This is a genomic window from Geodermatophilus sp. SYSU D00703, assembly GCF_054050155.1.
On the sequence record NZ_JBJGYU010000002.1, the window covers coordinates 40,731 to 55,355 of the forward strand.

The following is a 14,625-nucleotide window of genomic DNA, read 5'->3' on the forward strand; positions in this document are numbered from 1 at the left end:
CGTGATCTCGGGCAGCACCTTCCGCCGCGCGGTATCTCAGCGCTAAGGTATCCGTCCATGAGCGCGCCACCCCGCCGGGTCCGCATCGGCATCGACACCGGGGGGACGTTCACCGACGTCGTCGCGGTGGACGAGGAGACCGGGCAGACCACCACCACCAAGACGCCGTCCACCCCCGCCGACCCCGCCGAGGGCTTCCTCACCGGCGTCCGCAAGGTGCTCGGCCTGCTGGACCTGCCCGGCGACGCGGTCACGGCGGTCAGCCACGGGACGACCGTCGCGACCAACCAGCTGCTCGAGGGCAAGCTCGACCGGATCGGGTTCATCACCACCGAGGGTTACGAGTCGGTGCTCGAGATCGCCCGCCAGTCGGTGCCTGACGGGTACGGCAACAGCTACTTCTGGGTCAAGCCGCCGCGGATCGTCCCGGCCGACCTGGTGCGCACCGTGCGAGGGCGGCTCGACCACCGCGGCGAGGAGGTGCGCCCGTTCGACGAGGACGACGCCCGCGCGGCCGCCCGCTTCTTCAAGGACGCCGGCATCGGCACGGTCGGCGTCTGCTTCCTGCACGCCTACGCGAACGACGCGCACGAGCGCCGCATGCTGGAGATCCTCCGTGAAGAGCACCCGGACGCCGTCGTCTCGCTGTCGAGCGAGGTGCTGCGCGAGTACCGCGAGTACGAGCGCTCGGTGACCACGCTGGTCGACGCCGCGGTGAAGCCCAAGGTCGGCGCCTACGTCACCAACATCCGCACCCGGCTCGACGAGATCGCGCCCGGCGTGCCGTTCTACGTGATGAAGAGCAACGGCGGCGTGCTGTCCGCGCAGGAGGTCGTGCACCAGCCGATCACCACGATGCTCTCCGGCCCGGCGGCCGGTGCGCTGGGCGCCGCGCTCATCGCGGGCACCGCCGGCTTCGACCGGGTGCTCACCTGCGACGGCGGCGGCACCTCCACCGACGTCACCGTGGTCATCGACGGCGAGCCCACGCTCACCACCGAGGGCTCGGTCGGCGACTACCCGTCCAAGATCCCGATGATCGACGTCGTCACCGTCGGCGCCGGCGGCGGCTCCATCGCCTGGCTGTCCCCCGAGGGCACGCTCAAGGTCGGGCCGAAGTCGGCCGGCGCGGACCCCGGCCCCATGTGCTACCCCTCCGGCGGCGAGCAGCCGACCGTCACCGACGCGCACGTCGTCCTCGGCCGGATCCCCCCGCACCTGCTGGGCGGCGAGATCCCGCTGAGCGTCGAGGCGGCGCGCAAGGGCCTGACCGCCCTGGGCGCGGAGCTGGACATGGACCTCGAGCGCACCGCCACCGGCATCCTCGAGATCTCCGCCTGGAACCAGGCCAACGCGCTGCGCCAGGTGACCGTGGCCCGCGGCCTCGACGTCCGCGACTTCACGCTGACCACGTTCGGCGGCTCCGGCTCGCTGCTGGCCTGCCGGCTGATGGACATCCTCGGGCTGCCCCGGACGCTCGTCCCGCCGAACCCGGGCAACGTGAGCGCCTTCGGCCTGCTCACCGTCGACGTCCGCAACGACTACGTGCAGACGGTGGTCTCCAAGCACGCCGACCTCGACCTGGACCGGGTCCGCGCGGTGTACGCCGACCTGGAGGGCCAGGCTCAGGTCGCGCTCGACGGCGAGGGCTTCGCCCGCGACCAGCAGCGCATGCAGCGCAGCGCCGACCTGCGCTACGTGGGCCAGGCGTTCGAGGTGCGGGTGCCGGTCACCGACGGCGAGCTGGACGCCGCGGCCGCCGAGGAGGTCGCCCAGGCCTTCCACGCCGTGCACCGGCAGCTCTACGGCTACGACTTCGCCGACGACCCGCGCCAGGCCGTCGAGTGGGTCAACCTGCGGGTGAGCGGGATCGGCCCGATCCGCCGTCCGGACGTGGTGGAGCTGGCGCCGAAGGACGGCGGGACGGACCGGGCCGTCACGGGCACCCGCCGGGTGTTCTTCGACGACTGGGTCGACACCCCGACCTACGACCGGCCCGACCTCGGGCCCGGCGACGTCGTCCGCGGACCGGCGATCATCGAGGAGTTCGGCTCCACCGTGCCGGTGCACCCCGGCTTCGCCGCCACCGTCGACGCCCACGGCAACCTGCTGCTCACCAAGGAGACCGGCCAGTGACGACCTTCCCCAGCGGCACCCTGGCCGAGTCGTCTCCCACCCAGCCCAAGGTCGCCGCCGACCCGGTCCTCGTCGAGATCGTCGCCGGCACGCTGGCCGCGATCGAGAAGGAGGTCGAGACCTCCATCGGGCGCACCTCGCGCTCGCCGATGATCCGCGACGCGCACGACTTCCGCGCCGGCATCCACGACCGGAAGCTGCGCAAGCTGACCGGGCGCTCGTACTCGGCACTCGTGCACCCGGTGGTGCGCGACTACCCGATCGAGACGATGCACGTGGGCGACGTCTTCTTCCACAACGACGTCTACCGGTCCGAGGGCGGCATCGGGCACCTGCCCGACCTGTGCGTCACCGTGCCGGTCTTCGCGCACGTGGACGGCGAGGAGGAGGTCGTCGCGTTCATCCAGGCGTTCGGCCACCACGACGACATCGGCGGCGCGGTGCCCGGGTCGATGCCGTCGGCGGCGACCAGCGTGTACGAGGAGGGCCTGATGGTCCCCCCGATCAAGCTGTGGGACCGCGGCGTGCCCAACGAGAGCGCACTGAAGATCATGACGCGCAACTCCCGGATGCCGGACTCGCTGGCCGCCGACCTCGACGCGGAGTGCTCGGCCTGCCTGGCCGGCGCCCGGCGGCTCGGCGAGCTGTTCGACCGGTACGGCGTGGAGGCGGTCGAGGCGTGCTTCGACGCGATCCTGGCCAACTCCACCGAGGTCTACCGGCGGGAGATCCTGTCCCAGATCCCCGACGGCACCTACGTCTGGGAGGACTACGCCGAGCACGACGGCGTCGAGGAGCCCAAGCTCCACCGCCAGCGGATCACGCTGACCATGGACTCGAGCGCCGACGTCCCCCTGGTCATCGACTTCTCCGGCACCGGCCCACAGGCCAAGGGCCCCATCAACCACTGCGGTGACTACGCCGACGGCAACTTCCTCAAGAAGTGGCTCGCGCCGATCCTGCGCAACCTGGCCGAGACGCCGGAGCGGATGGCCGAGCTCGACGTCAACGAGGGCGTCGTCCCGCTGATCGAGATGCGCTTCCCGGAGAAGGGCACGCTGCTCACGCCGATCTTCCCGGCGCCCACCAACGCCCGGACGTTCGTCATCCTGCGGCTGCTCGGCGTCCTCGCCGGGGTGCTGGCCAAGGCCACCGGCGGCCGGATGCCCGCCGACCAGGAGACGATCCGCTACACCGGCGTCTACGGCACCGACGCCGACGGGCAGCCCTACCTCATGCGCGAGGTGCTCGGCGGCGGCTCGGGCGGGCGGTACTACGCCGACGGCGAGGACACCATCCACGTCGTCCCGGACTCGCGGAACCTGCCCACCGAGTTCACCGAGGGCCGCTTCCCACTGCGGGTGGAGCGGCTCGGCCTGGCCATCGACTCCGGCGGCCCGGGGCGGTACCGGGGCGGCTGCGGCTACGAGAAGCACATCCGGGTGCTCCGCGACGCGCACTTCATGTCGATCGCCGACCGCTCGATCCTGTCCTGCTGGGGAGTGAAGGGCGGCAAGGCCGGGCGGCCGTTCCAGATCACCGTCGACCCGGGTGGTCCCGACGAGCACGACGTCGACGCGCTCGCCGACGCCGAGCCGCTGGAGGCCGGCACGGTCGTCCGCATCCGGACGACGGGCGGCGGCGGCTGGGGTGACCCGCTGGACCGGCCGGTGGACGAGGTCCTGCGGGACATCGCCTGGCGGAAGGTGTCGGTGGACGGCGCCCGCGGGGACTACGGCGTGGTGGTCCGCGAGGACGGGACCGCCGACGAGGCCGCGACGTCGGCGCTGCGTGCGCAGAGGCGGGCGGCCCGCACCGGCGACGAGCCGTTCTTCGACCGCGGCCCGGGCTACGCGATGCTCTCCGGCGGCGCGGCGTTCAACGAGTTCGACGTCCTCTGAGCTCGCCGGCGACCACGGCGCGGAGACCGGCCCGGTCTCCGCGCCGTGGTCGTCTCGGGAGTGCTCGTGCTCTGCCCACTCCGGTGGGCAGAGCACGAGCTTCCCGGGAGGTCAGGTGCCGCCCGACCGCATGGTCGACGCCCGCCAGTGCAGCACCGGCTGCAGGACCTGCGGCCGGTCCGGTGTCGCCCCGCCGTCCATCCTGTCCAGCATGAGTGCCACCGCGTGCCGGGCGAGGTCCTCGAGTACGAGGTCGACGGCGGTGATCGGGGGGACGCCTCCCCTGCTGAACTCGCTGTCGGTCAGCGCCGCCAGCATCAGATCGCCCGGGATGGACAGGCCCAGCGCGCCCGCGACGTGGGCGACCCCGGCCGCGAACGTGCTGGGTCCCGTGATGACGGCGTCCGGCGGGTCCTGCCCGGTGAGCAACGGACGGATGAACTCCTCGGCGCCCTCCATGCCGGACCCCTCGTACAGGGTGTGGTGCCGCGGCGTGATCCCGCGCGCGCCGGTCCAGGCGAGGTAGATCTCCCGGGCCCGCCGGTTCCAGGCGTTGTCCTCCGTCCCCGTCACCAGGGCGATCCGCCGGGCCCCCTCGGCGTGCACGCGGTCCAACAACTCCCTGAGCGTCGTGCCGTAGTCCAGGGTCACCGCCCACGGGTAGTCCGGGCGGTCGGGGTCCTCTTCCACGGTGACCACCGGGACCCCGCGCCTCAGCAACTCGGCGAGCACCTCGTCGCGGCCGTAGGGGTGCGCGACGATGCACCCGTCCATGGGCACGCGGGAGGCCGTCGGATCGAAGATGTCCGGCACGTGTACGAGACCCATGCCACGGTCCAGGACGGCGGTGGCGATGGCGCCCGAGAGCCGGGTGAACGTCTGCGTGCCGCGCAGCGACCCGTGGACCGCGTCGCGGGGGCGCAAGATGAGGCCGACGAGCCCCGACCGGCCGGTCCGCAGGGAACGGGCGGCGGGGTTCGCCCCGTATCCCAGGGCAGCGATCGCCTCCTGGACCCGGGCACGCGTGGCCGCGGAGATGGGCCGCTTGCCGGACAGCGCGTGCGAGACGGTGCTGATCGAGACGCCGGCCCGAGCAGCGACGTCGCTGATGGTCACCTTGGCCGGGCGCTCACCGGGCGGTTCGGAGTGGTCGTCGGGCACGGACACAGGGTCATCCTGCCGCGTGCTGCAGATTGCCGGACGCCTCTTGACGTGAGGCATCTCACGGGTGAAGGTAGCCGTCAAATCGATTGGTCAAAACGCTTTGATGGGAGATGGATGGACGCGTCGGATCGCATGCTCACGGTCGCAGTGGCCCAGTTCCTCGCCGGGCCGGACGCGGAGAAGAATTTGCGGCGCGTCGAGGAGTTGACCGCCGAAGCCGCCGCGCAGGGCGCCGACCTCGTCGTGTTCCCCGAGGCGTCGATGTACGCGTGGGACGTACCGGCCCCTGAGCTGGTGGAAGCCGCGCAGCGAGACGTCGCCGCCTTCACCGCCGGCCTCGGGGCCGCGGCCGCCCGGCACGCGGTCACCCTGGTGGCAGGGGTGTTCGCGCCACGACCGGGGGCGCAGCCCTTCAACCGCATGGTGGTCGTCGGCGCCGACGGCCGGCCGCAGGGCTCCTACGACAAGCTGCACCTCTACGACGCCTTCGCCTGGCGTGAGTCCGAGAAGGTCAGCGCCGGCAGCCTCACCCCTGACGGCACCGAACTGTGCGTGGTCCCCATTGGCGAGTTCACCATCGGCCTGCTGAACTGCTACGACCTGCGCTTCCCGGAGATGGCTCGGGCACTGGTGGACCGGGGCGCCGACGTCCTCGTGGTCAGCAGCGCCTGGGTCGCCGGTCCGCACAAGGAGATGCACTGGGAGACGCTGCTGCGGGCGCGGGCGATCGAGAACACGTGCTACGTCCTCGCCTCGAACCAGCCGCCACCGGCGTCGGTCGGGCTGAGCACGGTCATCGACCCGTTCGGCCTGGTGGCGGCCACGTGCCCGACGCGCGAGGGCATCGCCGTCCACAGCCTCGACCCCGCACACCTCCGTGACGTACGGCAGACCGTTCCGTCGCTGGCACACCGCCGCTATCGGGTGACCGCTCCACACAGCGAGATCGCACTCCCCCACCCTGCTGCATCCCCCCGCACCCCTGAATCGGAGGAAACCCGGTGAACTCCCCTGCTGACACCCGCGCCGTGCCCGACGCGGCGCGCCGAGCCGGACGGCGGAAGGTCGTCACCTCGGCGGCCATCGGGCAGTTCGTGGAGTGGTACGACTTCGTCGTCTACGCCTACGCCGCCAGCATCATCGCGACGCTGTTCTTCCCCTCCGAAGACCGGGTGGCCTCGCTGCTGGCGACCTTCGGTGTGTACGCCGTCGGCTTCGTGATGCGTCCTCTCGGTGGAGTCGTCTTCGGCCACTTCGGTGACGTCCTCGGGCGCCGGGGCGTGCTCGCGCTGGTCATCCTGCTCATGGGCGGATCGACGCTCGCCATCGGTCTGCTGCCGACGTACGAGCAGATCGGAATCGCCGCGCCGCTGCTGCTCCTGGTCTGCCGGCTCCTCCAGGGCCTGTCTGCCGGCGGCGAGGCCATGGGCTCGAACGCGCTCGTGGCCGAGCACGCGCCGGACCACCGACGCGGGCTGTGGGTCGGGTTCACCTACTCGTTCGCCAACCTGCCGGCCGTCTTCGCCGCCCTGCTCGTGCTCCTCCTCAGCAGCCAGATGAGCGAGGCCGCCTATGCGTCGTGGGGTTGGCGGATCCCGTTCCTGCTCGGCGGCGTGCTGGCCCTCGTCGGGCTCTACATCCGCTTCTCGGTCGATGAGTCCCCGGCCTTCGAGGCCACCAGGTCCGCCCACCGGGTCTCCCGCGCACCGATCCTCGCCGTACTGCGCAACCACCGGCGCAGCCTCGCCTTCGCCTTCGCGATGGCGTCGCTGTCCGGTCTCGGCTTCTACATGCTGACCGGCTACTTCAGCACCTACCTGGCCGAAGCCGTCGGGTTGGGCTCCAGCGCCGCGCTGACCTCCAACAGCATCGCGCTGCTCGTCGCGTTCGTCACGATGCCCCTCGGCGGGCTCTTGTCCGACCGCATCGGGCGCCGTCCGACGATGGTCCTGGGCGCGGGGCTGAGCGCCGTGGCCGCCCTGCCGGCCTTCCTCCTGGCCAGCGCCGGGTCCCTGGCCTCGGCCATCGCCGGTCAGAGCCTGCTGGCGATCACGCTCGGCCTGTTCTTCGGCCCGGTCGGCATCGTGTTCCTCGAGCTGTTCCCGACCCGCAACAGGTACAGCGGCGCCGCGATCGGCTACAACGCCGCCTACCTTGTCTTCGGTGGAACGGCTCCCCTGTTCAGCACGTACCTGGTCGACGTCACCGGCAGCCTCCTCGCACCCGCCGTGTACGTGGCGGTGCTCTCCGCCCTCGTCTTCCTCGTCGCCCTGCGGCTGCCCGAGTCGTACCGGACGCCCCTCGTGCACCGGGAGGACGCCGGTGTGGACACCGGTACCCCGGGGAGCGCGCCGGTCGAGGCCAGCACCGGGGGTTCGCTGCGATGAGCCGCGACGTGCTGACGGTCGCGTGCGTCCAGTTGACCGCGCGCGACGACGACAAGGCCGGCACCGTGAAGAAGGCGTTGGAGCTCATCGATGCCGCGGCGGACCGGGGCGCGCAGCTCGTCGTGTTGCCGGAGGTCTGGACTGGGCTCGGCTACTCGACCCCGACGATCTACCGGGAGATCGCCGAGCCGGTACCCGGCCCGGCGACCGACCTGCTCGCGGAGCGGGCCCGACGTCACGGCCTGCACATCGTCGGGTCCCTGTACGCCCGCTCGGCGGACGGCACCGTGGCGAACCTCGCCCCGCTGATCGGGCCGGACGGGCACGTCATCGGGTCCTACACGAAGACGCACCTGTTCGACGCCCCGAACCGGACCGACATCACCAGCGGCATCCGGGAGTCGGACAAGGTCACGGCCGGTGAGGACCTGCCGGTCTTCGACACCGCGATCGGCCCCATCGGCGTCACCGTGTGCTCGGACCTGAGGTTCCCCGAGGTCTACCGCGTGCTCACGCTGCGGGGCGCACGGATCATCGTCTGTGCCTCGGCGTTCCTCAGCCCGCGACTGGACCACTGGGAGTTCTTCATCCGTGCGCGGGCGGCCGAGAACCAGGTGTTCGTCGTCGCCTCGGGCCAGGTGGGGACCGAGCCTGTGAGCGGCATCAGCTTCGTCGGCCGGTCCATGGTCGCCGACCCGTGGGGCACGATCGTCGCGACGGCCTCGGACGTCGAGGGAATCGTCACCGCCGACCTCGACCTGGGTCTCGTCGACGTGATGCGCGAGCGCTACCCGCTGCTCGAGCAGCGGCGGCCCGAGCTGTACGGGGACATCGTCCGCACCGGCGCGGCGGCGAGCTGACGCCGTCCCTCCCCGCACGCGTTCACGGCGCGGTGACCGACCCGGTCACCGCGCCGTGAGCGTTCCGCAGCACCTCGGCGGTGGGCGCGTCGGCCGGGAGGAACGCCTCCACGGACAGCTCGGCGGCGGTGAGGTCCACGGCGGTCCCGAACGTGGTGACCGTGCTCAGGAAGCTCAGCACGCCGTCGCCGGACCGCACCCGCAGCGGGACGGCGATGCCGTCCGGCGTCGAGCGGTCGGTGCCGCCGGGGAGCGCGGACAGCTCCCGGTGCAGCGCCGCCAGCATCGGGTCGCCGGTCAGGTGCGCCTCGCGGCCGAGCCGGTGCAGCACGTGCGCCCGCCACTGCGGCAGGTTCAGGATCCGCGGGGCGAGGCCCTCGGGGTGCAGGCTCAGCCGCAGCACGTTGGCCGGCGGCTCGAGCAGCCACGGGGCGACGCCGTCGGTGAACAGCGCGACGCCGGCGTTGGCCATGACCAGTTCCCACGACCGGTCGACCACCAGCGCGGGGTTGGGCTCGTAGGCGGCGAGCACCAGGTCCAGCGCCCGGGTGACCGCGGCCATGTCGGGGTGGTCGAGGCCGCGCCGGCCGTACGCGGGGGCGAAGCCGGCCGCCAGCAGCAGCTCGTTGCGCTCGCGCAAGGGGACCTCCAGCTGCTCGGCCAGGTGCAGCACCATCTCCCGGCTCGGCCGCGCCCGGCCGGTCTCCACGAAGCTCAGGTGCCGGGCGGAGACGCCGGCCTCGCCGGCGAGATCCAGCTGGGACAGCCGGCGGCGCTGCCGCCAGTCGCGCAGCAGCTCACCCACGCTCGGTCGCGTCCGGACGGCGGTCACCCCGCCTGCCGTTCGCTCCCGCGGGGCGCTCCGCTCCTCGGTCGCCGGCGCTCCCTGCCGGGCTTGGCGCCCCTGTGCGCTCACGGCGCCGACGCTAGCGACGGACGGTCTGCCCGTCGCTTACCTGCGAGGTAATCGACCCTCCTCACACGGGCCGCCACGGTGGTCGCCATGACAACGACCACCGCTCCCGCTCCCGCCTCCCTGCTCCGCGTGGCGCTGCGGCTCGACGCCGTCGTCACCGGGCTCAACGGCGCGGCCTACCTCCTGGCCGCCGGCCCCCTCGCCGGCCTGCTCGGCCTGCCCGCCGGCTGGCTGCGCGGCGCCGGGGTCTTCCTGCTGGCCTTCGCCGCCGCGGTGTGGCTGGTGGGCACCCGCCCCGGCCCGCCCACCGTCCGCACGGTCGTCGCCGCCAACGCGCTCTGGGCCGCCGGCAGCGTCGTCGCCGTGCTGGCCGGCCTGGGCTCCCCCACGACGGTCGGCGCCGCCTGGCTGGTGCTGCAGGCGCTCGTCGTCGCCGCCTTCGCCGTCCTGCAGGCCGCCGGCCTGCGGCGCAGCTGAACCGAGAGGAGAGGACCCATGACCGCATCGCCCGACCTCGCCGCCCGCTACCTCGCGGCCTGGAACCGGACCGACCCGGCCGCGCGCCGCGCCGCCGTCGCGGAGCTGTTCACCGAGGACGCCCGCTACACCGACCCGCTGGTCGACGTCACCGGGCGGGACGCGATCGAGGCGACCATCGCCGCCGTCCAGGCGCAGTTCCCGGGCTTCGTGTTCCGCTCGGCCGGTCCCGCCGACGCGCACCACGACCAGGTGCGTTTCACGTGGCACCTCGGCCCCGAGGGCCAGGAGGGGCCGATCGCCGGCTTCGACGTCGCGCTGACCGACGGCGCCGGTCGGATCCGCGCCGTCCTCGGCTTCCTGGACCGCGTGCCGTCGGCCGCCTGACACCGGCGAGGCCGGTGGTCCCTCCTCGAGGGATCACCGGCCTCGCCGCGCGCCCGGACTCAGTCCGCCTCGACCCGCCAGGAGCCGACGGCGGTGTAGCCGCTGTCGTACAGGTCCTGCCGGGCGCCCGGCTCCAGCGGCACCTGCCTCATGCTGCCGCCCCAGCGGCGCAGGATCCGGCCCAGCTCCGCGGCCCGGTCGTCCCCGGCCAGGGCGCCGGCGACCAGGTCCACCTCGAGCACGAAGCGCATCCGACGATCATCGTCGCCGGCGCCACCACCGGCGACGCCGCGGCGGCGCGGCCGTGACCTCGGCCGGAGGAGCCGGCGGCGGGCGGGTGGCCTGCCAGTGGGCGACGAGCGCCTCGACGTCGGCCAGGCCGGGCACCGGCGCCCACCGGCTCTCCTGGGGACGGCGCCAGAAGGCCTCGACCCGGGCGTTGAAGTCGTCGGCCACAGCGCGGACGGCGGCCTCCGAGGGCAGCCCGGCCACCCGCCCGGGCAGCTCGTCGCGCTCGCGGCGCAGCGCCAGGCCGGGCGGCAGCAGGTCGCGGGGGTCGGCCGACTGCCGTCGCGCCCACTCCAGGGCCCACTCGTGGCTGCTCTGGTCCCGGTCCCGCCGGGGCAGCGGCCGGCCGGCGCCGTCGAGGTCGTCGAAGGCGCCGCGGGCCTGTGCCTGCGTGATCTGCTGGTCGACCCAGGTCTGGAACGACATCCCGGGCGGCTTGCGCTCCGTCATCCCCTCCAGGGTGACACCGGAGCCGGGCCCGAGCTCCCTCTACCGGGTGACCCCCGATCAAGCGACGGGCCGGGTCTGCCGACCAGCCTGCCGTGACCATCTCGCTCCGCCGACTGCCCGTGGTGGTCCTGATCGGCGTCCTGCTGGCGCTGTTCCTGGCCCCGCCACAGGAGGCAGCCGCAGCAGCCACCACGCGGGCCAATCCGCGCGTCCTCATGATCGGCGACTCCCTCACCTGGCAGTCCTGTGGCGCGGCGCAGCGGATCGGGGCTCCCGCGCCGCGGTGGCTGCGCGAGCGGGAGGGCGGCTGCTACGGGTTCTGGGGAGCCAGCACCCCTGACACGGCCTTCATGCTGCAGGGCGGACGGTTCCACTCGAGGGACGCCGCACAGCCCCACCCCTACCTCCCGGGCCGGGGCCTGACCAACCCGTACGACCTGCGGGAGGCCATCGCGAAGTCCCGCGTGGTCGTGTTCGGCCTCGGGACCAACGACGCCAGTCGGTTGGTCTCCTGCGGCAGCCGCAAGACCACCTACTGGCCGGTCCAGATCGACAACGCCCGCGGATCGGGCCCCAACCCGCCGCCGTGCGCAGTCTCGCTGCAGCAGTTCAGTCAGCACATCGACTACTTCCTCTGGCTGGCGCAGGGCAAGCAGGTGCTCTGGATCGACGTGGCCGCGACCAACCCCGCTCACTCGGCCCACCGGTACCAGCGACAGATCAACGCCGAGATCCAGGCGGCGGCCAAGCGCCATCCCAACCTCCACGTCATCCCCTGGTCCCGAGCCGTCGCCGCGAACCCGGGCTACGTCGCCTGGGACGGTGTGCACCTCACCGACGCCGGCCGCGCCGCCCGCCTCCAGCTGGTCGCCGACCACGTGTGGGGCCTCGGCTACCGCTGAGCCGGCGCGCCGAGCTCACCGTCGCCGAGGACTTCGCGGGCACCCTCGCCGACCGCCTCGTCACCGAGGGCAGCTGACCCGCCCGTCACCCGAACGTGACTTGACCCGGCGGGTGGGCACGTGCGTCCCGCCGGGTCCCTCGCGGAGGGTGGCGACCTGCCACGAAGGGGTGAACAACCAGCTCAGCGGCCTGCGGTGGGGTACGAGAGCCCCCAGGCTGACCGACGTGCCGCTGTCCGTCCCCGGTCTGCCCGACGTGCCGCCGGAGCTGGCCGGGCCGGTCGCGGTGGAGCTGGCCAAGCCCGTCCGCGACATCCCGCGGCCCGACGCGCTGCCCGGCGGCGTCCTCTACGAGCCCAAGTGGGACGGCTACCGCCTCGTCGTCGTCCGCACCGGCGGCACCACCCGGCTGTGGTCCAAGCAGGGCCGCGACCTGACCGCCCGCTTCCCGGACGTCGTCGCCGCCGCCGTGGCACAGGTGCCGACCGGCACGGTGGTGGACGGCGAGGTCGTCGTCTGGAACGGGTCCCGACTGGACTTCGGCCTGCTGCAGCGGCGGATGGTCACCGCGCCCGGCCGGATGGCCGCCCTGGTCGCCGCGGCCCCCGCCTCCTACGTCGCCTTCGACCTGCTCGCGCTCGGCGGAGCGGACCTGCGCGGTCGCCGGCTGCGGGAACGGCGGGCGGCGCTGGAGGAGCTGGCCGCCCGCTGGGCCCCGCCGATGCAGCTCTCCCCCGCCACCACCGACCGCGCCGAGGCCGAGCAGTGGTTCACCGACTTCCGTCCCGCCGGCGTGGAGGGGCTGGTCGCCAAGGGCGCCGGCAGCCGCTACGCACCCGGCCGGCGGGAGTGGGTCAAGGTCAAGTCCTGGGAGACCACCGAGGTCGTCGCCGGCGGGGTCATCGGCCCGATCGAGCGGCCCGGCCAGCTCGTGGCCGGCCGCTACCGGGACGGCGAGCTGGTGGTGGTCGGCCGCACCAGCCCGCTCTCCCCCCAGCAGGCCGCGGAGCTGGCCGCCGTCCTCCGCCCGGCCGGGCCGGAGCACCCGTGGCCGGACCGGATCGGCACGGGCCGCTTCGGCGGCGGACGGCTGTCGGTGCCGCTCACCCGCGTGCAGCCGGACGTCGTCGTGGAGGTCGGTGCCGACGCCGCGCTGCAGGCCGGCGTCTTCCGCCACCCGCTGCGGTTCGTCCGCGTCCGGCCCGACCTCACACCGGAGGACCTCCCGGGGGTGTGAGGAGTCCCGTGCCGTCGAGGAGTGGGCCCTGGAGGAGTCCGCGACGAGGCGGCGGCAGGGCTCAGCGCTGCCGGGGGACGGCACCTGGTCGCGGTGTCGGCCGGTAGGCCGACGACGTCACGGCGGTCACGGCCGCTGGGGGACGCGGCCCAGGTCGACCAGCAGGCGGCGCAGCAGGCCGGCGAGCTGCTCGCGGTCGTCGTCGGACAGCCCGCCGAGCAGCCGGCGCTCGGTCTCCAGGTGGTCGGGCAGGGCGGCGTCCAGGGCGGCGCGGCCGGCGTCGGTCAGCGTGACGACGACGGCCCGCCCGTCGGCCTCGCTGCGCTCGCGGGTGATCAGCCCCTTCTCCTCCAGCCGGTCCAGCCGCTGGGTGATCGCGCCGGAGGTCACCAGCGCGGTGCGCATGAGCGCGGTCGGGGTGAGCTGGTAGGGCTCCCCCGCACGCCGCAGCGCGGCCAGCACGTCGAAGGACGGCGCGTCGAGGCCGTGCCGGGCGAAGGTCGCGCGCTGCGCCAGGTACACCTCGCGGTGCAGCTGGGAGATCCGGCCGATGATCCCCATCGGGCTGCAGTCGAGGTCGGGACGCTCCCGGGCCCACTGCGCCAGGATCAGGTCGACCGCGTCCCCCACGCCGGTCACGGTAGTGCGCTCCGTCACCGTTCAGTCACCGATCCGGGGCGGGCAGGGACGCCAGGTGCTCGGCGTACGTGCGGGGCGGGCGGCCCAGCAGGGCGGTGAGCACCCGCGGGCTGCCGACGAAGCCGTGCGCCCGGTAGTGGTCGAACATCAGCCGCAGGCAGCGCGCGGCGTGGTCGGCGGGCACGTCCCCCTCCGGGACGACGTCCTCGGCGGTCACCGCGCGGCCCAGGTGCTCGGCCACCGACTCGGCCAGCCGCGGCGCGGTCAGCGGCTCGGGGCCCACGGCCTCGAACGTCCCGCCGTCCAGGCCGTCCTCGGTGAGCAGCACCGCCGCGGCCTCGGCGACGTCGGCCAGGTCGACCAGCGACTGTGCCTGCTGCAGACCCCAGGGGCTGCGCAGCCGTCCGGTGCGCGCGGCCTCGGCGACCTGGTCGTCGAGGTTCTGCGCGTAGGCGCAGGGCTGGAGCACCCGCCAGGCGAGGCCGGAGGCGTCGAGGGCCTCCTCGGCGCGGTCCTTCGCGGCGTGGTGCGGCATCGACCGGGCCTGGGGCCGCAGCACCGAGTGGTAGACGACCCGGGGGACGCCGGCCCGCCGCGCCTCGTCGAACAGCGCCGCGGCACCCTCGGCCTCGCCGGGGTCGAAGTTCGGCCAGATCAGGTACAGCGCGTCGGCACCCGCCAGGACGCCGGCCCAGGACCGCGGCCGGGTCAGCTCGGCGACCACGACCTCGGCGCCCAGCGCGGCGAGCTCCGGCCGCCGGCCCGGCCGGGAGACCACCGCCCGCACGTCCCACCCCCGCGCGCGGAGGGCCCGGACGACGGCGGTGCCGGTCTGTCCGCCCGCCGCCGTCACCACGATCACCCGGGTACCTCAGCAGTGA

The 14,625-nt window shown here is 73.7% G+C and carries 15 protein-coding genes; 9 read left to right on the top strand and 6 right to left on the bottom strand.

The genetic code is table 11. From position 1 onward, the window contains the following. The first annotated feature begins 57 nt into the window (after positions 1-57). Positions 58-2,136: a hydantoinase/oxoprolinase family protein gene (locus ACI782_RS03705; RefSeq protein WP_456906211.1), complete on the top strand. Its 2,079-nt coding sequence runs from the start codon at positions 58-60 to the stop codon at positions 2,134-2,136. Then, positions 2,133-4,037, top strand: coding sequence for a hydantoinase B/oxoprolinase family protein (locus ACI782_RS03710; protein ID WP_456906213.1), 1,905 nt, complete (start codon positions 2,133-2,135; stop codon positions 4,035-4,037). The genes ACI782_RS03705 and ACI782_RS03710 overlap by 4 nt, the downstream gene beginning before the upstream one ends. Positions 4,038-4,148: 111 nt before the next feature. Here ACI782_RS03710 and ACI782_RS03715 read toward each other — a convergent pair whose 3' ends face one another. Next, positions 4,149-5,198 (bottom strand): LacI family DNA-binding transcriptional regulator, encoded by a 1,050-nt coding sequence (locus ACI782_RS03715; RefSeq protein ID WP_456906215.1) that lies wholly within the window; start codon positions 5,196-5,198, stop codon positions 4,149-4,151. A gap of 135 nt (positions 5,199-5,333) precedes the next feature. On the opposite strand from ACI782_RS03715, the gene ACI782_RS03720 reads away from it, so the two are divergent. The 3 genes from ACI782_RS03720 to ACI782_RS03730 are packed head-to-tail and all read left to right on the top strand — an operon-like array spanning position 5,334 to position 8,448. Then, positions 5,334-6,206, top strand: coding sequence for a carbon-nitrogen hydrolase family protein (locus tag ACI782_RS03720; RefSeq protein WP_456906216.1), 873 nt, complete (start codon positions 5,334-5,336; stop codon positions 6,204-6,206). Then, a complete protein-coding gene (locus tag ACI782_RS03725; RefSeq protein WP_456906218.1) occupies positions 6,203-7,588 on the top strand; it encodes an MFS transporter in 1,386 nt (461 codons plus the stop codon). Before ACI782_RS03720 ends, ACI782_RS03725 begins: the two co-directional genes overlap by 4 nt. Further along, positions 7,585-8,448: a carbon-nitrogen hydrolase family protein gene (locus ACI782_RS03730; RefSeq protein ID WP_456906220.1), complete on the top strand. Its 864-nt coding sequence runs from the start codon at positions 7,585-7,587 to the stop codon at positions 8,446-8,448. Before ACI782_RS03725 ends, ACI782_RS03730 begins: the two co-directional genes overlap by 4 nt. Positions 8,449-8,470: 22 nt before the next feature. On the opposite strand, the gene ACI782_RS03735 is transcribed toward ACI782_RS03730, so the two are convergent. Further along, complete coding sequence (locus ACI782_RS03735; protein WP_456906222.1) at positions 8,471-9,253, bottom strand: helix-turn-helix domain-containing protein; 783 nt, start codon at positions 9,251-9,253, stop codon at positions 8,471-8,473. Between the two features lie 198 nt (positions 9,254-9,451). On the opposite strand from ACI782_RS03735, the gene ACI782_RS03740 reads away from it, so the two are divergent. Both ACI782_RS03740 and ACI782_RS03745 read left to right on the top strand, forming a co-directional pair. Next, entirely contained in the window at positions 9,452-9,841 is a 390-nt protein-coding gene (locus ACI782_RS03740; protein WP_456906224.1) for a hypothetical protein, read from the top strand. An 18-nt stretch (positions 9,842-9,859) separates the two neighbouring features. Then, positions 9,860-10,228, top strand: coding sequence for a nuclear transport factor 2 family protein (locus tag ACI782_RS03745; protein WP_456906227.1), 369 nt, complete (start codon positions 9,860-9,862; stop codon positions 10,226-10,228). 59 nt (positions 10,229-10,287) lie between these two features. Here ACI782_RS03745 and ACI782_RS03750 read toward each other — a convergent pair whose 3' ends face one another. Beyond that, positions 10,288-10,479: a hypothetical protein gene (locus ACI782_RS03750; protein ID WP_456906229.1), complete on the bottom strand. Its 192-nt coding sequence runs from the start codon at positions 10,477-10,479 to the stop codon at positions 10,288-10,290. A gap of 7 nt (positions 10,480-10,486) precedes the next feature. Then, the gene (locus ACI782_RS03755) at positions 10,487-10,966 is read right to left on the bottom strand and encodes a DnaJ family domain-containing protein (protein ID WP_456906231.1); all 480 of its coding nucleotides are present in this window, start codon (positions 10,964-10,966) and stop codon (positions 10,487-10,489) included. Positions 10,967-11,058: 92 nt separating this feature from the next. Here ACI782_RS03755 and ACI782_RS03760 point away from each other — a divergent pair, with 92 nt between their 5' ends. Next, positions 11,059-11,868 (top strand): GDSL-type esterase/lipase family protein, encoded by an 810-nt coding sequence (locus ACI782_RS03760; RefSeq protein WP_456906233.1) that lies wholly within the window; start codon positions 11,059-11,061, stop codon positions 11,866-11,868. Positions 11,869-12,094: 226 nt separating this feature from the next. Further along, positions 12,095-13,105: an ATP-dependent DNA ligase gene (locus ACI782_RS03765; RefSeq protein ID WP_456906235.1), complete on the top strand. Its 1,011-nt coding sequence runs from the start codon at positions 12,095-12,097 to the stop codon at positions 13,103-13,105. A gap of 126 nt (positions 13,106-13,231) precedes the next feature. Here ACI782_RS03765 and ACI782_RS03770 read toward each other — a convergent pair whose 3' ends face one another. Further along, on the bottom strand, positions 13,232-13,735 hold the full coding sequence (locus tag ACI782_RS03770) for a MarR family winged helix-turn-helix transcriptional regulator (RefSeq protein ID WP_456906237.1): 504 nt from the start codon (positions 13,733-13,735) through the stop codon (positions 13,232-13,234). A 34-nt stretch (positions 13,736-13,769) separates the two neighbouring features. Continuing rightward, a complete protein-coding gene (locus tag ACI782_RS03775) occupies positions 13,770-14,606 on the bottom strand; it encodes an SDR family oxidoreductase (RefSeq protein WP_456906239.1) in 837 nt (278 codons plus the stop codon). Between the last annotated feature and the right edge of the window lie 19 nt (positions 14,607-14,625).

What these genes read in the sequence shown, in the direction of transcription:
- ACI782_RS03750 (WP_456906229.1), bottom strand. Translation starts at nt 10,479, where the DNA reads ATGCGCTTCGTGCTCGAGGTGGACCTGGTCGCCGGCGCCCTGGCCGGG.
- ACI782_RS03730 (WP_456906220.1), top strand. Translation starts at nt 7,585, where the DNA reads ATGAGCCGCGACGTGCTGACGGTCGCGTGCGTCCAGTTGACCGCGCGC.
- ACI782_RS03740 (WP_456906224.1), top strand. Translation starts at nt 9,452, where the DNA reads ATGACAACGACCACCGCTCCCGCTCCCGCCTCCCTGCTCCGCGTGGCG.
- ACI782_RS03755 (WP_456906231.1), bottom strand. Translation starts at nt 10,966, where the DNA reads ATGACGGAGCGCAAGCCGCCCGGGATGTCGTTCCAGACCTGGGTCGAC.
- ACI782_RS03745 (WP_456906227.1), top strand. Translation starts at nt 9,860, where the DNA reads ATGACCGCATCGCCCGACCTCGCCGCCCGCTACCTCGCGGCCTGGAAC.
- ACI782_RS03720 (WP_456906216.1), top strand. Translation starts at nt 5,334, where the DNA reads ATGCTCACGGTCGCAGTGGCCCAGTTCCTCGCCGGGCCGGACGCGGAG.
- ACI782_RS03705 (WP_456906211.1), top strand. Translation starts at nt 58, where the DNA reads ATGAGCGCGCCACCCCGCCGGGTCCGCATCGGCATCGACACCGGGGGG.